Raw genomic sequence first — 17,959 nt, forward strand, 5'->3', positions numbered from 1 at the left:
GCCCCCCGCTTAAGGCGCCGTGATCTGACGCACATACACGCTGTACAGCGACAACGGTATCAGCGCCTGGAGCTGTTTGCGGCGTGGGCGGTCACCAAGGAAAAGCGTGGAGAACGAAAATACGAACACGTTTTCGATAACGTCCCGGACGTATTTGTTGCCCTTGCCATACATTTTTTCCGCAAACACCATACACTTCCGGACCTCTTTCAGGTTCATCAGCGATGCCATTTTACGGGCGTAGTCCGTAAGCTCCTGGATGTTCGCCACCACATCGAGGGCGGCCAGGGGAGACAGCCCCCTGCTGACTTGTGGCAGCTCGTCTTTCAAACAGGCGGCCACCTCATACTGGTTGATCATACGGTGCTCAGGCCCAAAGCCCATACCACAAGACAAAACACATATTATCAAACGTTTGCGCAATATTTGCCGCTTTTCATTTTGGCAAACGTTTTTCAAAAAAGCAGGCGTACCTTCCTCTATATAACGACAAATTCCATGATGTTTTATTTACTACGCTTGCTTATCACCACCCTTTTACCGATGACGACCATGGCCCAGGTGGACCTCTCCAACGGCTGGAAATTCCGGACTGGCGACGACCCTTCCTGGGCTACGCCGGGTCTCGACGAAAGCACCTGGAAACCCATAGAAGTGGGCCATCAATGGGAAACGCAAGGCTACCCCGGTTACGACGGGTACGCCTGGTACAGGCTTCACCTGGTCATCCCCTCTTCTCTTAAGCATTCGTCCTACCTTAAAGAATCCATCCGCCTGGCTTTAGGGAAGATCGATGATGGGGACGAGGTTTTTTTAAATGGGAAACTGGTGGGGGAAAACGGCGGAAAATCCAAGGACATCACCGAAGGCAATTGGGAGCTGGACAGGATCTACACGATATCCCTTAACGATCCCTGCATCCATTGGGACCAGGACAACGTGCTCGCCGTCCGTGTCTACGACCACGGTGGCGACGGTGGGATGTGGGAAGGTCCCTATACCCTCACCGCCAGCGACGTCAACGACTATGTGCGCATAGAAGTCAAATCCACCCCTTTCCGTTTCCGTACGCCGGGACAGGCACGGAAAAATATCGCGATCGTCTCCACCGATCCACACTATGTCTTTTCCGGGACCATGGCGATCATGGTGGAAGATCCTTCCAACGGAACCGTCGTATGGCGGAAAACCGTCCCTATCGCATCGGTCACCCCGGGTACGCCCTTTCGTTATGTCTATAACTGCAAACTCCCGTCCGGTAAGTCCTACGAAGCGTTTTATACCTTCCGGGACAAAAAGTCAAACAAGCAGGTGGTTGCCTCCGAAGGCATCCCCTATATCCTGACCCCACCCGCCCCGGCTTCCCCCCGGATCAACGGGGCGGCGATTGTGGGCGTCCGCCCGGGCCATCCGTTTCTTTTCAAGGTACCGGTTACCGGCGTCCGGCCCATGCGGTATGCGGCAACCGATCTTCCCGCCGGGATCACGATCGATCCCGCAACGGGTGTCCTGTCCGGCAAGGCCGGGGAAGCGGGGACCTACGTTGTCCACCTCTCCGCCTCCAACCAGATGGGCAAGGCCAACAGGGACCTGAAAATCGTCGTGGGTGACCAGATCGCTCTTACCCCTGCTTTGGGTTGGAACAGTTGGAACTGCTGGGGGCTCAGCGTCAATGACGCCAAGGTCCGGGCCGCCGCCGACGCCATGAACCGCAGCGGTCTTATCAACCACGGTTGGACCTATATCAATATGGACGATGGCTGGGAACGGGACACCCGCAACCCCCAGGGGGAGGTCGTACCCAACAATAAGTTCCCCGACATGGCGAAAATGACCGCTTATGTCCATTCACTGGGGTTACGGGTGGGTATCTATTCCTCACCCGGCCCGAAAACCTGCGGCGGTTTCCTGGGCAGCTACCAACATGAAGTCCAGGACGCCAACACTTACGCCAATTGGGGCATCGACTACCTCAAATACGATTGGTGCTCCTACGGAGACCTTTTTCCAAAGCCCAGCTTAGACGACATGAAAAAGCCCTACCAGGTCATGGCCGCCGCGCTGGCCGGCGTCAACCGCGACATCCTTTTCAGCTTTTGCCAGTACGGCATGGGCAACGTTTGGGAATGGGGCGGTGCCACCGGGGGCAACTCCTGGCGGACCACCGGCGACATCAACGATTCCTGGTCTTCCATGTCCGGTATCGGCTTCCGCCAGGACGTCTGCGCTCCTTTTACCAAACCCGGCAACTGGAACGATCCTGACATGCTTGTCGTCGGTAAAGTCGGCTGGGGACCCAGTCTGCACAACACCCACCTCACGCCTGACGAACAATATACCCACATCAGTCTCTGGTGCCTCCTTTCCGCCCCGCTGCTCATTGGTTGCGACATGAGTCAAATGGACGACTTTACCTTAAACCTTCTGAGCAACGACGAGGTCCTTGCCATTGACCAGGACGCGGACGGCAAACCCGCCCGGAAAGCGATCGTGGACGGCGACATACAGGTCTGGACAAAACCGCTGAGCGACGGCACCCTCGCGGTCGGTATATTCAACCTGGGTTCCAAAGCCACGCAGGCAACGGTATCCCTGTCGGACCTCGGTCTTTACGGCGCCCAGGTCGTCCGGGACTGCTGGCGGCAGCGCGATCTTGGGACGTTTACCGGCGTTTATACACCCGCCCAGATGATCCCTTCGCATGGGGTACTTCTGGTACGAGTGCGGCACGCAAAAGACTAAGCCCCCCGGGGCACAAAAAGAGAGGGAGCCTTACGGGGCTCCCTCTCTTTTTTATTGTTGCGTATATGTATGTGGAACCCCGCGGACATCTTTTCCGAAGGGGCAAAAGCACTAGGCGGCGTACGCCAGGGCACATTCTTTAGCGCAATTCTCGCAGGCCAGGGCGCACACTTTGCAAGATTCGTCCTCGACCACCTTTTCCCTGCACTGCTGGGCGCAGGCCGTACAGATGTCCTCGCAAAGGGCACATATATCGGCCGTACAATCCGCGTTTTTGGCGATCAGGGTGGAACAAAGGTCACAGATCTCCGCACAATCCAGGCAAAGCTGGGCACATTCCTTCATTCCTGCTTCCAGGTAAATGAGCCCGCAGTCCTGGCAAACGATCATACAACGGAGGCAAGCCTCCAGGCATTCATTCGGAGATTTCATCATTGATCCTTTCCCTACCCTCTAAAAAAACTGTGCCAAACTTTGAGTTGCGGCGACGGCCTAAGCGGACAATTTAGGCCGCCGCCGCAACACCGCTAATGATGGCCCTTCGGGCAGGGCGCCTCCGGCGCCCTTTTACTTCTTGTTCCTATCATAATGCCGGTACGCCCATCCGAAGATCAGAGGGAACACCCACAGCGAGAACACCATGGCGCTCAGGATACCCCCGATCACCACCCTGGCCAGGGGCCGGGAACTTTCGGAACCGATACCGTGTGATATGGCCGCGGGCAACAGACCGATGGCTGCCATCAAGGCCGTCATCATCACCGGCCGTACCCTCGCCCGGACACCCATCCGTATCGATTCGTACAAAGTCGGTTCCCTGTCCTCGGATACAGCTTCTCCATGGGAGTCCTCCTCCATTTTTTCCAGGTCGTAATAGAAGGACTTATCACCCTTTCGATGCATCAGGTTTTCCTTAAACATGGTGATCAGGATGATCCCGTCCTGTATACAAATCCCGAACAGGGCGATAAAGCCGATCCCCGCGGAAATGCTGAAGTTGGTGCCCGTCAGGTGCAGTGCGATCATGCCGCCGGCAATGGCAAAGGGCACATTGATGAAGACCAGCAGGGAGTCTTTGAAATTCCCAAACATGCTGAACAGCAGGATGAAGATCAGCGCCAGGCTGATCGGGACAACCAGGGCCAGCCGTTTTTGCGCCCGCTGCTGGTTCTCGAAGTCTCCCTGGAACGCCATGCTGTACCCGCGCTTCAGGTGTACGGCCTCGGCCACTTTCTGTTGGGCTTCTGCAATGGTCGACCCCATGTCCCGTCCGCGGATCGAGAATTTAAGGGCGGCGTACCGTTTGTTGTCGTCCCGGTAGATCAGACAGGCGCCGGTCCTTTCCGTGATCGTGGCGATTTCCTTGATGGGCACCCTGGTGCCGCTCGTGGTGGGCACCAGCAGGTTTTCGATATCCGTCCGGTTCCTTCTGTACTCTTCCGGCAACCGCACCCGGATGTCAAAGGTTTTTATCCCTTCATACAAGGTGCTGGCCGGCACCCCTCCGACACCCAGGCCGCCGATGGCCATACTGATCACGGCGTTTGCCTGGGCGGTCGTCACCCCGTACAAAGCCATTTTTTGCTGGTCCAGGTTGATGTCCAGCTCCGGCTGCCCGGTATTGTGCATGATCCCCAGGTCCTCGATCCCCCTGATGTTCCTCAATACATTATAATACTCTTGCAGCTTGTCTTCCATATACGGCAACGTGTCGCCATAGACCTTTAAACAGATACTCCCCTTTACCCCAGACACCGCCTCTTCGACGTTATCCATGATCGGTTGGGAGAAGTTAAGGTTCACACCCGGTATGACGGACAGCGCCTTGTTCATCGTGTCGATCAACTCCTCTTTGCTCATTTTGGGCTGCCATTCCGACTCCGGGAACATGAGTACGTCGAATTCGTTGTTGTAGAATCCGGTGACATCCGTACCGTCGTCCGGCCTGCCCGTCTGGGACACACAATATTGTACCTGGGGGAACTTCATGAGGATGTCCCGGGTCTGTTTAGCGATGTCCACAGATTTGTTCAGACCCATACTATAGTTGGCCTGTACACGAAGCCATATACTCCCTTCGTTCAATTGTGGCAGGAACTCCGATCCCAAGTACTTGAAAGAGTAAATACCCGCCAGCATCAACACCATCGCAGTAACGACGACCACCTCCTTGGCTTTGAACGACAGCTCAAAGCCCTTGAGCATAAAGTTCATGATCGGTTCGATGATCGGGTTGTGCTTTTCCTTCACGTTCTTCTTCATCAGCAGGCTGATCATGACCGGCACCAGGGTCAAGGTGGTGATCAGGGAGCCCAGCAGCGCAAAGCTAAGGGTGTACGCCAGGGGCGAGAACATTTTACCCTCCACCTTCTGGAAGGAAAAGATCGGCAGCAGCGCGGTGATGATGATGACGTTCAGGTAGAAAGGCCTTTTACCAATTTCGGCCGCACTCCTTTTGATGAGCCCGAGTTTGCTCATCTCATTGAACCGCTGCATGCCCACCTCCTTGGCCTTATGGTCAAGGATAACAAAGATGCCCTCCACCATCACAATGGTCCCGTCCAGGATGATCCCAAAGTCGACGGCGCCCAACGAAAGAAGGTTGGCGCTCATGTGCATCAGGTGCAGGCAAATAAAGGCAAAAAGCAGCGAGATGGGTATGATTACAGCGACCACTGCGGTCGCCCTCCAGTCGAAAAGGAATAGGGAGATCAACACGATCACCAATAAAATCCCCTCTACAAGGTTGTGCAATACCGTGTGCGTCGCGTAGGAGATCAGGTCTGTCCGGTCATAGTACGGCACGATCTTCGTATCGGCCGGTAAGACGTTTTCATTGAGATATTTGATCTTTTGCTCGATACCCTTCACCACTTCCGATGGGTTTTCGCCTTTGCGCATCACGATGATGGCTTCGACCACGTCGTCCTGGTTGACCACCTTTCGCGTTTGGGGATCGTCGCTGGAACCATCCGCCCGGGTGATCCAACCCAGCCGCGGCACATTGGATATCTGCACGGTGGCAACGTCCTTTACCAGGAGCGGCACCCCGTTGGTATTCTGAATGATGACATTCTTGATGTCTTCGGTATTGTCCAAAAGACCGATGCCCCGGACCACGAATGCCTGGTTGTTTTGGGTGATCATGTCCCCGCCGACATTGATATTCGTGTTCTGAACTGCGTTAAACACGTCCAGGGGCGTAAGCCCCAGGTTCGTCAATTTCCCGGGATCGACGTCGATCTCATACACCTTCGTCTTACCCCCGAAACTGTTGATATCCCCCACGCCCTGGACAGACCGCAGTTGACGGTCGATGACCCAGTCTTGTATGGTTTTTAGTTCCCGGACGTCCCTGAAGGTACTTTTGATCGTATACCGGTAGAGTTCACCGGTCGGCCCGGTGGGTGGCTGCACCTGCGGTTGTAAGCCCGACGGGAGGTTTGCATTGGGTAACAGGTTCATCACCTGCTGACGGGCATCCTTGTCGATGATATTGTCTTCAAAGATGAGCTTGACGTAGGACAAACCAAAGATGCTTGTCGAGCGAAGGCTGATCTTATCCTGCACCGGGTTCATCGCAATCTCGATGGGGATCGTGACAAACTTTTCCACTTCCTCCGCGCTGCGGCCCGGCCATTGCGTAATGATGTCGATTTCCGTATTGGTTACGTCGGGGAAAGCCTCGATGGGCATATCCATGAACGTAATGATGCCACTGACGATCAGTACCGAGGTAAGGAAAATGATAAAATATTTATTCTTAAGGGAGAACCCTACGACTCTCCTAAGGAACTTGGTCATTGGAATGGTTTAATTGTTCAACTGATCGTAAATCTGCAAAGCATCAGACGCGATGATCTGGTCGCCCGCTTTTACCCCATCCACCAGGTACACTTTATCACCCAATTGGCTCAGTTTATTGACGGGGGTGATCGATGCTTTTCCGCTCCCCTGGTACGTCATTACATAATACTGGCTGTGGTCGAATACGAGGGCACTGAGGGGGACGAAAATGGCTTTTTGGTGCGCGGAATTGGTCGCCGTAACCGTGGCAAACATCTGGGGGCGGAGCGCATAGTCAGGGTTGTCGATCACGACCCTAACCCTCATGACCTTGCTGTTAGGGTCCAGCACGTGCATGATCTTGTCTACTTTACCTTTAAAGGTCCTGCCGGGATAAGACAAAGTGGTAATGTCCACCGGGTCCCCGATGTGGATTTTGTCCAGGTTTGCTTCATACACATTGGCCCATACCCAGACATCCTTGAGGTCCGATATGGTAAACATGACCCCCCCGTTGTCCGGTCGCAACACCTGGTCGTTGGTGACGAATTTCTGCACCATGAAACCGTCGATCGGGGATTTGACCGAAAAGACGCCACTGGTGTCGTTCCCGTTGATCTTCAATACCCGCTTGGCCAAATCCAGTTGAGCGACCGCCTGGTCATAGTTGGTCTGGGCAGTGGTCAGGTCCAGGACGGAGGCAAGACCGCTTTTATACAGGTCCTGCGTGGCATCCAACTGTTTCTTCATGGCCGTCAGGTTGGTTTGGGCGACGATCAGGTTGTTGCTATACCCGGCCATCTCGCTGCTTCGAACCGTGGCCAGCACTTCCCCGCTCCTGACATAGTCCCCCAACTGTACCTTGATGGCGTTAATATTCCCGCTGATCAACGGGAAAATATTCACCTCCTTGTCCTGGTCGAAGTCGACCTGGCCGGTCAGGGTCATGGAATTGATCAATTCGTCCTGCCGTACCGTATCGATCTTCAGCGTACGCAGGAGGGAATCAGGTATAACGTACGGTTGTCGTTCCCCCACGTCCATGGCCACTCCGCCACCGCCACCGCACGACTGGAGCAGCATGCCGCAGGTCAGGATCAAACAATACGACAGGCCGCCTGCCTGTAGCCATTTCGGAGTTGATATTGTCATAACATGAAATATATAGTAAACATAATTAATTATCTGGCGCAAGGGACAAAAGAGTATCCGGCGCCATTATGCGCCCTTTTTTCTTTATATGGCAAGAGGAGGTTAGTACAGGTTCGTTCCCGTGTAGAAGTTCAGGTCTTCAAAGGAACTCACCCGGTTGAACAATATCGTATTCACCTGTACCACATTTTGCTTGTACGCGTCGTAAAATGCCTGGAATTGCAAAAGCCCGATATTCCGCTTCTCATAGTTCTCCAGCTCCGCCCTGGACAATGCCTCGAATTCGGCTGCGAAGGCGGGGTCGATGTTCTGGTACAGCTTCTGGTTCGCGTACGCCTTTTGAAGGGCGCGGTAAACATTTTCCTGTACCGTAAGCTCCGTGCTTTTCTGGGTAGCCTCGGCGAATCCGATCATCGCCTTCGCCGATTTGATATTCCCCTGGTTGCGGTTCAGGAAGGGCAGGTCTATGGAAGCCCCAAACGACGTAAAGTTGTGGACAAAGCTGCCTTGCTGGTCATAGTTCAGGCTGAGGGTCAGGTCCGGCACGGCCAGGGCTTTCTGGTAGGAATATTGGAGCTTATTGATCTCCGTATTCTCCTTGGCAACCATCAGGTCCGTCCTGTTGGCCATGGCGGAATCGATCAGGGGGCCCAGGCCATACTTGGACGGTTCCATAGCCTTGACAGCCATTGTATCTACGATCGGAGCGACATAGACCGTGTTCTTAACCTGCATCACCAGCTTCAGTTCGCTTTCCGTGTCGTTGATCTGGTTGATCAGGTCGTTGTACTCACTTTGCAGGCTGTACAATTGCGCCTTGATCTGGACTACTTCGGATTCTGCGATATATCCCTTACCCGCCTGTGCATTGTAGGCCGTAACGACCTGTTGCAACGCCCTTATTTCCTGGTCGTACACCGACGCCGTCTGCATCAGGTAATAGATATTGTAGAAATCGGTACGCAGGGTATATTTCAACGTCCTCAAGAGGTCATACAGCTGATACTGGGCAAGCTTGGTATTGGCCTTGGCGATATCTATCGACTTGCCACGCTTCCCCGCCAGCATGATCAGTTGCGAGATGTTCCCCGCGACTTCACCATACGGAAACCCGAAAGCAAACCACTTTTCTGCGTCTCCATTATATATAATGGTCGACAAGGACAGGTTGGGGTTTGGCCAGAGCTTGGCCTGGAGGACGAGGGCGTCTTGGGCGCTGACATTATAGCGCTGAGCCAATAAGGACAGGTTCTGGCGAACAAAAATGTTCTCCGCACTGTCCAGGCCAACCCTCAGGGTATCGGACTGAAGCTGCTGTTCGCCCGGAAGGGCCTGCCCAATCACCGTTGTACGAGGAGAAAGCCATAAAAACACGGATGCAAGGGCTATCTTTCCAATCGACGGACAATACTTTCTCATATTTTTGATATTACTTTTATTTTGCAAGCAACTCGTCAAAAACTGATTTTTGCCGAATTACGTGGCAAAATAAATAGAATCTCCCCTTACGGCCCTGCAAATCTACCGGGCCTCCCCTTTAAAATGCGTCCGTTTCGATTAGAATACATTAATGAACCCATTAAATTTCCCTAATATATAGGGTCCAATGGGTTACACCGGGAATATGATAAAGAATGTGGTCCCCTCATTCCATTCCGAGCGGACGTGCACCGTCGCTCCGTGCAACCGGAGGATCTTGTCGGTGAGCGACAGCCCGATGCCCAGGCCATCGATATTTTGGGCATTGGTCCCCCGGTAAAACGGCTCGAAGATATGGGGGACGTCCTCCGGTTTGATCCCGATACCCCGGTCTTCGATGGCAATGATGACTTTGTCGTCCTGGACCGTCATGGTACAGGTGACGGGTTTCATGTCGGAGAATTTGACCGCATTTTTTAGGATGTTCCCCAGTGCCACAAAAAGCAGGTGGCTGTTCCCCGGGATCGTATACCGCCGGGGGTCGTCGGGGAGATGGTGGTAGTGCAACTCTATCCGGCTGCCGGGGATGAGGTGGCTCCACTCATCCTTGACCTGCCACAGGAGCTCGTCCAGCCTCAGGTCGTGGAAGTCGTTGACGTCTATGTTGGAGTGAGAGAGGTCAAAAAGATCGTTGACAAGATCCGTGAGCTTTTCGGTTTCCACCAGGACCTCGGTCAATACCTCCTTATACTCCTCCTTTTCCCTTTCCACCCCTAAGGTTACCTCAATGTTTCCGACGATGGAGGTCAGCGGGGTCCGGAGCTCATGGGAGGCGTTGGCGACAAAAGACCGCTGGGCATCAAACGACTGTTCCAGGTGCTCCAGCAGGTTGTTGAAGGTAATGGCCAGCTCATCGATCTCATCCTTACCCCCTTCCTTGATCGCCAACCGTTTGTTGAGGCTGGAGGAACGGATGATTTTTACTTCGTTGATCACCTTGGTGATCGGGAAAAGGGCAATCCGGGCAAAAAGGCTGCCCAGGAAGTACATGATGACGATCGATATGATCAACACCGAGAACATGGACCAGAAAAGCTGGCGCATGCTGGCGTCCCCGTACACGTCTATGGCGGAGGCCAGCACGACGAAATTTCCGGAATTGTCCTTGTAATAAATCCCGGCCGTGCGCACGGCGCCCTGGCTGTAATGGAAAGTCCCCTGCGAACGGACCTTTTCGATGACCGACGGGGGCCAGGTCTGGGTCGGGTCCTTTAAGAAAACCGCCTGGTTTTGATCATTGTAAATCCTGACAAACTCACCCGGTAGCGATTGCGGGTATTTTTGCTGTACCGCACGGAATTTCTCCTCGCTGAGGTTGTCTTCCGCCAGGAACAACTGGCCGGTGATAAACGCACGGTCCTCCAGACGGGTATAAAAATCAGCCGCCCGGTATTTGGCGGTCAACAGGTAAATAGCCGCCAGTACGAGGAGCAAAAGCACCGCGAAAATGAGTGTAAACTGCAGGGAAAGTCGGTCGCGTATTTTCATTTTTCCTTCAAAACATAGCCCATGCCGATCACCGTATGGATCAGGGGACGGCCAAAACCCTTGTCGATCTTCTCCCGGAGATAGTTGATATAGACGTCGATGAGGTTGGTCCTCCGGTTGAAATCGATGCCCCAGACGGCCTCGGCGATCGACGAACGGGACAGTACGCTGTCCTTGTTCTGGATCAGGAGGTCCAGGAGCGCAAATTCCTTGGCCGTCAGCATGATTTCTTTCCCGCCCCTCCAGGCCTTCTTTTGGTATATATCGATCTCCAGGTCCGCGACCTTCCGCATGGTCCCCGGGGTGGGGACCGTCCTGCGGCGGCCGAGGGCCTTTATCCTGGCGAGGAGTTCTTCAAAGTGGAAGGGCTTTACAAGGTAATCGTCCGCACCCGATTCAAACCCGGTAACCTTATCCTGCGTCGTGCCCAGTGCCGTCAGCATCAGGATGGGCAGGTCCGGTTTTTCGTGGCGGATGGCCTTGCAGACTTCCAGACCGCTTTTCCCGGGGAGGATAACGTCTAAGATCACCAGGTCGAAGGCCTCCTTCAGGGCCCGGGTTTCTCCCGACAAACCGTCTGTAGCCAGCTCCACGGAATACGTCTTTTCCTGCAGACCCTTCCGGATAAAGTCCGCCACCTTGGGTTCGTCTTCCACTAATAAGATATGCATATCGATACTATGTCGCAGGCCTTGCGGACGTCCTCCCGCGAAATATTCAGGGGGGGCACGATCCGCATACTCCGGGCGCTGAACAGGAACCAGTCGGTGAAAACACCGGAGGCAATCGCCCGGTCAATGACCCGCTTGTTTGTTTCAAAACTATCAAATTCCAAAGCAATCATCAAACCTTTGGAACGGAACGCCCGTATGGAGGGGTGTTGCAACCCGGAACGGAACCACTGTTCCCGCTCCGGCACGCCCTCCAACATGCCCTCGTCGAGGAGCGCCCGCATGGCCGCCATACCTGCTGCACAACTGACGGGGTGTCCCCCGAACGTCGTGATGTGCCCCAGCACGGGGCGGTCGGCCAGCGTATGCATCAGGGGCCGGTCCGCGATAAAGGCCCCCAGGGGCATACCCCCACCCAGGGCTTTGCCCAGCAGCAGGATGTCCGGGACGACGTCGTATTGCTCGAAGGCCCAAAGTGAACCGTTTCGCCCAAAACCGCACTGGATCTCGTCCAGGACAAGCAGGGCCCCCACCTCCGTGCACCGCGCCCGGAGCGCCCGGATCCATTCGGGGTCCGGCACCCGTACCCCGGCTTCCCCTTGTATGGTTTCGAGGATCACGCAAGCCGTCGTCCCGTCGATCCGCTCCAGCTCCGAAAAGTCGTTGTGGCGCAACCGTTCCACACCCGGCAGCAGCGGCCGGAATGCGTTTCTCCAGTATTCGTCCCCCATCAGGCTCAACGCCCCCTGGGATGACCCGTGATAGGCCTCGTGAAACGCCACGATCCCCGTCCGGCCCGTGGCCCTTTTGGCCAGCTTCATGGCCCCCTCGGTGGCTTCGGTACCCGAATTGGTAAAATAGACGCAGTTCAGGGAAGACGGCAGGTGCTCCGTGAGCAGCTCCGCGTAACGCACCTGGGGCGCCTGGACCGTTTCCCCATACACCATCGTGTGCAGGTAGCGGTCCGTCTGGTCCTTGATGGCAGCGACCACGGCCGGATGCCGGTGGCCCACGTTACATACGCTGATGCCCCCGATCAGGTCGATGTATTGCTTTCCCGAAGCGTCCCACAGATAGGAACCCTCCGCTTTGACAAATTCCAGCGCCAGGGGCGCGTCCGATGTCTGGGCGACATGTCTCAGGAAAATATCTCGATGGTTCATAAGATTCAAAATTAACCCGTGTATTCCCTATTTTTGAAAAAATACACCGCTATGCCTGTCATCCTTCCCGTCAAAGGCGTCGATCCCCATTGGGGCAATAATTGTTTTATCGCCCCCAACGCCACCATCGTCGGTGACGTCGTCATGGGGGATGACTGTAGCGTCTGGTTCAATGCCGTCGTCCGCGGAGACGTCAACAGCATCCGCATAGGAAACCGGGTCAACATACAGGACGGGGCCGTCATCCATTGCACCTTTCAAAAAACCAAGACCCTCATCGGCCACAATGTGTCCATCGGCCACAATGCCATCGTCCATGGCTGCCGGGTCGACGACAACGTCCTGATCGGCATGGGCGCCATCGTCATGGACGATGCCCATATCGGCAGCAATTCCATCATCGCCGCGGGAGCCGTGGTGCTGGAAGGCACCATCGTCGAAAAGGGGGTGATCTACGGGGGCGTCCCTGCCAGGAAAATAAAAGACATACCCCAGGACCTTATCAGCGGCCAGATTGAAAGGATCGCGAAGAACTACCTGGAGTATGCGGGATGGTTCAAATAAATTTGTTATATTTAGAGCCTGATCCAATCCTTCCATCATGAAAACCTTACGCCTCCTGACCATTCTTACCGCACTGACGGCTGCGCTCTACAGCTGTGCTCCCAGGTACGGCTGTCCCGCCAATTCGGTCGGCGCCGAAAACGCCGAGACCAAACACCAGTCCCGGATGAGTTCCAGCCTCCGCAAGTTCTAGTATAATTTTTCCTGTAGCGACTCCAGAAGGTTTACATAGCTGACATAACGGTCTTCGGTGATCGTTCCCCGGATCACACCGGCTTTTACGGCGCAGCCCGGCTCTTCCAGGTGCAGACAGTTGTTAAACTGGCAATCCCCCAGGACAACCCTCATTTCCGGGAAGTAGTGGGACAGCTCCTGACGGGTCACGTCGATCAGCCCGAACTCCCGGACACCCGGGGTGTCGATGACGCGTCCCCCGCCGGGCAGGTCGAACATCTCCGCAAAAGTCGTGGTGTGCATCCCCTTCCCGCTCCAGTCGCTCACCTCCCCCGTACGCAACTGCATCCCGGGAAAAAGTGCGTTGACAAAGGAGGACTTGCCCACCCCGGAATGCCCGGAGAGCAGCGTTATCTTATTTTTTAAGACATCCCTTATGGTGTCCATGCCCGTCCCCTCCTTTACGCTGGTCAGCAGCACCGGGTAGCCGATGCCGCTATACATATCCGACCAGGCCGCGAAATGTTCCATTTCCTTTGCCCGGTACACGTCTGCCTTGTTAAAGACCAGGCGGGCGGGTACGCCGTACATCTCTGCCGCGACCAGGAAGCGGTCGATAAAACCCTGGGACGTCCTGGGCTCCCGGAGGGTGGCAATCAGGAGCAACTGGTCCAGGTTGGACGCCACGATGTGGTGGTACCGTTTGTTGTGGGGCGACTGCCGGGTGATGTAATTGCGCCGGTCGTGGATGGCCGTGATAATGGCGGAGGACTCACCCTCGTTTTCCACTTCGAGGTCCACCACATCCCCCACCGCCAGTGGGTTGGTAGAAGAGATGTCGTGGGTTTTGAACTTGCCTTTGGCCCTGGCATTCCAGGTTTGGCCATCCATGGTCTTTGCCTGGTACCAGACACCCGTCGACTTATAGATCGTCGCCTCCATCACGGGAATTTACGAAGAAGCGTATACCGGAGCAGCATGTCGATCAGCAGCAGCGCCATGGCTGCCAGGGCGAATGGCCAGTATTCTTCGATCGTCCGGGTATAGGTCGTCACCTCGACCTTTGACTTTTCGAGCGTGTCGATGCTTTTATAGATGCTGTCCAGGCCCGCGTTGTCCGTGGCCCGGTAATACTGCCCACCCGTAGACGACGCGATGTCCTTCAGGAGCTTTTCGTCAAGACCGGCCTTTTCCTGGGTGGTCTGGCCGTCCGGTCCGGGCATGGGGACATAGCCCTCTGTACCGATGCCGATGGTATACACTTTTATTCCCATCGCCTTGGCGATCTCCTTGGCGGTGATGGGATCGATCAGACCGCTGTTGTTGACCCCGTCTGTCAACAGGATCACGATCTTGCTTTTCGAAGGGCTGTTTTTCAGGCGCTCCACGCTGGTGGCCAGACCCGACCCTATAGCCGTCCCGTCTTCCAGGAGACCCGGGCGGACGGCGTTGATCTGCCCAATAATCGCCGACCGGTCTGTCGTCAGCGGGCACATCGTAAAGCTTTCCCCCGAAAAGATAACCACGCCCATCCGGTCCGTGGGCCGGTGCTGGACAAAATCGATGGCTTCGCGTTTGGCGGCTTCTATGCGGTTGGGGGAGAAGTCTTCCGACGTCATCGATCCGCTCACGTCTATACACAGGATAATGTCTATCCCTTCCCCCGTCACCTGTTGTTGGGTGTTGTGTATCTGCGGGCGGGCCAGGGCGACGATCAGGAACGCCACCGCCAAAACACGGAGGACAAAAAGCACCTGGGCAAGGGCCGTTTTAAACGTGGATACGCCCTTGAAATGCCGGGTGGACGAGACCTGCAAGGTGGCCCTCAGCTTCCCCTTGCGCCCGATACGCCACCATATCATCAGGGGCAGGAGCGCCATCAGGGTGAAAACCCAGGGCCAGGCAAAGGTGATATGTTGCAGCCAGTAAAGGATCACGACACAGGGGTGGTTTTGTGGAGAATATCGAGGGCCTTGCGTACCCGTTCTTTCGCCTGTTGGTGGAGGTCGTTCCCCGGGTAGAAACGCGCGAACTTCACGGCGTCCTCCAGCCGGAGGGTTTCGGCAATGGCGGAACGCTCCCCGGGATCCGTTACCGTGTCCTGGAGGTGGGTCAGCAGGTCCGTCGTCGTAAACTGGGACGTTTTCCAGCCGAAGTTCCGGGACAGGAACCGCTTCAGGATGGCGTCCAGCCGCGTATAGTAAGGTTTGACATCGGCCGTGGCCACCGGAAGCGCAAGGTCCTCCAACGCCTTGACCGCTTCCTCGAAGGGCGGATCAAGGGGCGCGGCCCTTTTCCCGGTTGTTATCTCATGCCTGGATCTAAGGGTGCGCACCAACAGGACGATCAACACGGCCAGGACGATGGCGGAGACGCCTATGATCCACCAGGGTATGCTGAATTTGACGGGTACGATGTCCTTTATGTCCCGCAGTTGATCGTTGGGTTTCATGGGTATAAAACCCACGTCCACCCCCAGGCTGTCCGTAACGATGTCTGTGCCCGCCAGCTCGAAGGCGGGTATTTCCCAATGTCCGCTGTCAAAGCTCGTCAGGGTCACCACCTGTTGGAGTTGCAACAGGTCCTTGTCGGCCACCGTATCGATCTTGCTGCGCGTGAGGACCTCGAAATGCGGCAGGGAGTCCGGGATCGTCACAAACACCGGGTGACCCGGCGTGGAACGGACGGTAAGGGTCAACCGGATCGGTTCCCCGATCAGGATGGCTTGTCTGTCGGCCGAGACGTCGGCCGACAGCCCTGTGGGAACGGATTGTGCCCCGGCCTTCAACGCCAGGACCAACAGTCCTATGTACAATAACGCTTTTTTCATCGGCGGTTCCTGTGGGCGAAGAACTTTTGCAGCACCTTCACATAGTCCTCCCCTGTTCCGATATGGAGAAGGTCCGAACCTGCCCTTAGAAATATCTGCTTGCATTCGTCGTTATAGCGGTGAAACTGTTCTTCGTATTCCTTTCGCACGAAAGGGCTGGATGTGTCTACATAAGCAACCGATCCGGTCTCCGCGTCCTCCACCTCCAAAAGGCCGACGTCCGGAAGGATCATATCCATCCGGTCATACGCCTTGATCCCGATCAGGTCGTGCTTGCTCGACGCCACCCTCAGGGCGTCCTCATACGATTCATCCAGGAAGTCGCTCAACAGAAAGGCGATGCTTTTCTGCTTGCAACTGTTGTTGAGGTAGCGGACCGCTTCCGTAATCCGTGTCCCCTTCCGCTGGGGCGAGGCCGTCAACATTTCCCGGACGATGTACAAAGCGTGCTGTCTGCCCTTGCGGGGGGGAACATACTTCTCCACCTTATCGGAGAAAAAAATGACGCCCACCTTGTCGTTGTTATTGATGGCGCTGAAGGTAAGGACTGCAGCCACTTCCGTGATAACGTCCTTTTTCCGCTGGGCGTGCGTACCAAAAAGGGCGCTGGAGCTTACATCCACCAGGAGAAGGACCGTCAGTTCCCGTTCTTCCTCGAAAACCTTGCTAAAGGGGTGGGAAAAACGGGCCGAGACGTTCCAATCGATAAACCGGATGTCGTCCCCGGGCTGGTATTCCCTGACTTCCTTAAAGCTCATACCCCGCCCCTTGAAGGCGGAATGGTATTCGCCCTTAAACAGGTCATTGGAGAGCTTTCTACTCTTGATCTCCAGTTCCCGCACCTTTCTGATGATGTCGGCCGTGGTCATCATGGTACATTCACCACCTTCAGTACGTCGTCAATGATATTGGTCACATTTACGCCTTCCGCTTCTGCCTCGTAGGTCAGCCCCAGGCGGTGCCGGAGCACGTCATGGGCGATCGTCCGTATGTCTTCCGGGATCACGTAAGCCCTGCCCGCCAGGAAGGCCACCGCCTTCGACGCCAGCGCCAGGTTGATCGACGCACGGGGAGATCCCCCGTAGGCGATCAGGGACTTCAGTTTTTCCAGCTTGTACTGCTCCGGAAAACGCGTGGCAAAAACAATATCAAGGATGTAGTTTTCTATTTTCTCATCCATATATACCTGGCGCACCAGGTCGCGGGCCTTCAGGATTTCCTGGACAGAGATCACGGGCTGGACCTGCTGGGAAGAGATTCCCTGTACGTTCTGACGGATGATGCGTTGCTCCTCTTCCTTTTTGGGATAACCGACGACCACTTTTAGCATAAACCGGTCCACCTGGGCTTCGGGGAGCGGATAGGTTCCCTCCTGTTCGATGGGGTTCTGGGTCGCCATGACCAGGAACGGTTCTTCCAGCCGGTAGCTTGTATCCCCAATGGTCACCTGTCTTTCCTGCATGGCCTCCAGAAGCGCGCTTTGCACCTTGGCCGGAGCCCGGTTGATTTCGTCTGCCAGGATAAAATGGGCGAAGATGGGGCCCTTTCTGACCACAAATTCATTTTTTTGCTGGTGGTAGATCATCGTGCCCAGCACATCCGCCGGCAAAAGGTCGGGCGTAAACTGGATACGGCTGAAGGCCGCATTGACCGACTGGGAAAGGGACTTGATGGAAAGCGTCTTGGCCAGACCCGGCACACCCTCCAAAAGGATGTGTCCGTTACTCAGCAGGCCAATGAGCAAACGATCGATCATGTATGTCTGCCCAACGATCACCTTGTTGATCTCCGTACGGACCCGGTCTATAAAGACCCCGGCCGCCTGGATCTTCTCATTTACAAGCCGAATATCTTCAGCGGTTTGGATCATGGATTTTCCATTTTAAGACCCCAATATTAGGAAATAATGC

At 55.3% G+C, this 17,959-nt stretch carries 16 protein-coding genes; 3 read left to right on the forward strand and 13 right to left on the reverse strand.

The genetic code is table 11. The features are described from left to right. Positions 1-9 precede the first annotated feature (9 nt). On the reverse strand, positions 10-360 hold the full coding sequence (locus tag EDB95_RS02255; RefSeq protein ID WP_133990155.1) for a DUF7674 family protein: 351 nt from the start codon (positions 358-360) through the stop codon (positions 10-12). Positions 361-498: 138 nt separating this feature from the next. Here EDB95_RS02255 and EDB95_RS02260 point away from each other — a divergent pair, with 138 nt between their 5' ends. After that, a complete protein-coding gene (locus EDB95_RS02260; RefSeq protein WP_133990157.1) occupies positions 499-2,742 on the forward strand; it encodes a putative Ig domain-containing protein in 2,244 nt (747 codons plus the stop codon). Positions 2,743-2,853: 111 nt separating this feature from the next. Here EDB95_RS02260 and EDB95_RS02265 read toward each other — a convergent pair whose 3' ends face one another. The 7 genes from EDB95_RS02265 to EDB95_RS02295 all read right to left on the reverse strand — a co-directional run bounded on the left by EDB95_RS02265 (position 2,854) and on the right by EDB95_RS02295 (position 12,481). Further along, entirely contained in the window at positions 2,854-3,174 is a 321-nt protein-coding gene (locus EDB95_RS02265) for a four-helix bundle copper-binding protein (protein WP_133990159.1), read from the reverse strand. A gap of 135 nt (positions 3,175-3,309) precedes the next feature. Continuing rightward, complete coding sequence (locus EDB95_RS02270) at positions 3,310-6,546, reverse strand: efflux RND transporter permease subunit (protein ID WP_133990161.1); 3,237 nt, start codon at positions 6,544-6,546, stop codon at positions 3,310-3,312. A gap of 9 nt (positions 6,547-6,555) precedes the next feature. Next, positions 6,556-7,680 (reverse strand): efflux RND transporter periplasmic adaptor subunit, encoded by a 1,125-nt coding sequence (locus EDB95_RS02275; protein ID WP_133990163.1) that lies wholly within the window; start codon positions 7,678-7,680, stop codon positions 6,556-6,558. Positions 7,681-7,782: 102 nt separating this feature from the next. After that, positions 7,783-9,099, reverse strand: a complete 1,317-nt coding sequence (locus EDB95_RS02280; RefSeq protein ID WP_133990165.1) for a TolC family protein — start codon at positions 9,097-9,099, stop codon at positions 7,783-7,785. A gap of 192 nt (positions 9,100-9,291) precedes the next feature. Further along, the gene (locus tag EDB95_RS02285) at positions 9,292-10,647 is read right to left on the reverse strand and encodes a sensor histidine kinase (protein WP_133990167.1); all 1,356 of its coding nucleotides are present in this window, start codon (positions 10,645-10,647) and stop codon (positions 9,292-9,294) included. Further along, positions 10,644-11,318, reverse strand: a complete 675-nt coding sequence (locus EDB95_RS02290; RefSeq protein WP_133990169.1) for a response regulator — start codon at positions 11,316-11,318, stop codon at positions 10,644-10,646. The genes EDB95_RS02285 and EDB95_RS02290 overlap by 4 nt, the downstream gene beginning before the upstream one ends. Beyond that, complete coding sequence (locus tag EDB95_RS02295) at positions 11,303-12,481, reverse strand: aspartate aminotransferase family protein (RefSeq protein WP_133990171.1); 1,179 nt, start codon at positions 12,479-12,481, stop codon at positions 11,303-11,305. The genes EDB95_RS02290 and EDB95_RS02295 overlap by 16 nt, the downstream gene beginning before the upstream one ends. A gap of 51 nt (positions 12,482-12,532) precedes the next feature. Between EDB95_RS02295 and EDB95_RS02300 the strand changes: the two genes are divergently transcribed. Beyond that, positions 12,533-13,045, forward strand: a complete 513-nt coding sequence (locus EDB95_RS02300) for a gamma carbonic anhydrase family protein (protein WP_133990173.1) — start codon at positions 12,533-12,535, stop codon at positions 13,043-13,045. A 37-nt stretch (positions 13,046-13,082) separates the two neighbouring features. Then, positions 13,083-13,238: a hypothetical protein gene (locus EDB95_RS27210; protein WP_162852458.1), complete on the forward strand. Its 156-nt coding sequence runs from the start codon at positions 13,083-13,085 to the stop codon at positions 13,236-13,238. Here EDB95_RS27210 and rsgA read toward each other — a convergent pair. From rsgA to EDB95_RS02325, 5 genes are read right to left on the reverse strand one after another with little or no spacing between them, the layout of a single operon-like run. Further along, a complete protein-coding gene (gene rsgA / locus EDB95_RS02305; RefSeq protein WP_133990175.1) occupies positions 13,235-14,161 on the reverse strand; it encodes a ribosome small subunit-dependent GTPase A in 927 nt (308 codons plus the stop codon). The genes EDB95_RS27210 and rsgA overlap by 4 nt on opposite strands. Beyond that, the gene (locus tag EDB95_RS02310) at positions 14,161-15,156 is read right to left on the reverse strand and encodes a vWA domain-containing protein (RefSeq protein WP_246073449.1); all 996 of its coding nucleotides are present in this window, start codon (positions 15,154-15,156) and stop codon (positions 14,161-14,163) included. Before EDB95_RS02310 ends, rsgA begins: the two co-directional genes overlap by 1 nt. Continuing rightward, complete coding sequence (locus EDB95_RS02315) at positions 15,153-16,049, reverse strand: DUF4381 family protein (RefSeq protein ID WP_162852459.1); 897 nt, start codon at positions 16,047-16,049, stop codon at positions 15,153-15,155. Before EDB95_RS02315 ends, EDB95_RS02310 begins: the two co-directional genes overlap by 4 nt. Next, positions 16,046-16,918: a DUF58 domain-containing protein gene (locus EDB95_RS02320; RefSeq protein ID WP_246073451.1), complete on the reverse strand. Its 873-nt coding sequence runs from the start codon at positions 16,916-16,918 to the stop codon at positions 16,046-16,048. Before EDB95_RS02320 ends, EDB95_RS02315 begins: the two co-directional genes overlap by 4 nt. After that, positions 16,918-17,919 (reverse strand): AAA family ATPase, encoded by a 1,002-nt coding sequence (locus EDB95_RS02325; protein ID WP_133990181.1) that lies wholly within the window; start codon positions 17,917-17,919, stop codon positions 16,918-16,920. The genes EDB95_RS02320 and EDB95_RS02325 overlap by 1 nt, the downstream gene beginning before the upstream one ends. Positions 17,920-17,959: the final 40 nt, after the last annotated feature.

Origin of the sequence: Dinghuibacter silviterrae (genome assembly GCF_004366355.1) — a bacterium.
Lineage (GTDB): Bacteria > Bacteroidota > Bacteroidia > Chitinophagales > Chitinophagaceae > Dinghuibacter > Dinghuibacter silviterrae.

Excerpts from the sequence above, each read along its gene's own strand:
- EDB95_RS02255 (WP_133990155.1), bottom strand. The coding sequence starts at position 360 with ATGATCAACCAGTATGAGGTGGCCGCCTGTTTGAAAGACGAGCTGCCA.
- EDB95_RS02260 (WP_133990157.1), top strand. The coding sequence starts at position 499 with ATGATGTTTTATTTACTACGCTTGCTTATCACCACCCTTTTACCGATG.
- EDB95_RS02265 (WP_133990159.1), bottom strand. The coding sequence starts at position 3,174 with ATGAAATCTCCGAATGAATGCCTGGAGGCTTGCCTCCGTTGTATGATC.
- EDB95_RS02270 (WP_133990161.1), bottom strand. The coding sequence starts at position 6,546 with ATGACCAAGTTCCTTAGGAGAGTCGTAGGGTTCTCCCTTAAGAATAAA.
- EDB95_RS02275 (WP_133990163.1), bottom strand. The coding sequence starts at position 7,680 with ATGACAATATCAACTCCGAAATGGCTACAGGCAGGCGGCCTGTCGTAT.
- EDB95_RS02280 (WP_133990165.1), bottom strand. The coding sequence starts at position 9,099 with ATGAGAAAGTATTGTCCGTCGATTGGAAAGATAGCCCTTGCATCCGTG.
- EDB95_RS02285 (WP_133990167.1), bottom strand. The coding sequence starts at position 10,647 with ATGAAAATACGCGACCGACTTTCCCTGCAGTTTACACTCATTTTCGCG.
- EDB95_RS02290 (WP_133990169.1), bottom strand. The coding sequence starts at position 11,318 with ATGCATATCTTATTAGTGGAAGACGAACCCAAGGTGGCGGACTTTATC.
- EDB95_RS02295 (WP_133990171.1), bottom strand. The coding sequence starts at position 12,481 with ATGAACCATCGAGATATTTTCCTGAGACATGTCGCCCAGACATCGGAC.
- EDB95_RS02300 (WP_133990173.1), top strand. The coding sequence starts at position 12,533 with ATGCCTGTCATCCTTCCCGTCAAAGGCGTCGATCCCCATTGGGGCAAT.
- EDB95_RS27210 (WP_162852458.1), top strand. The coding sequence starts at position 13,083 with ATGAAAACCTTACGCCTCCTGACCATTCTTACCGCACTGACGGCTGCG.
- rsgA (WP_133990175.1), bottom strand. The coding sequence starts at position 14,161 with ATGGAGGCGACGATCTATAAGTCGACGGGTGTCTGGTACCAGGCAAAG.
- EDB95_RS02315 (WP_162852459.1), bottom strand. The coding sequence starts at position 16,049 with ATGAAAAAAGCGTTATTGTACATAGGACTGTTGGTCCTGGCGTTGAAG.
- EDB95_RS02320 (WP_246073451.1), bottom strand. The coding sequence starts at position 16,918 with ATGACCACGGCCGACATCATCAGAAAGGTGCGGGAACTGGAGATCAAG.
- EDB95_RS02325 (WP_133990181.1), bottom strand. The coding sequence starts at position 17,919 with ATGATCCAAACCGCTGAAGATATTCGGCTTGTAAATGAGAAGATCCAG.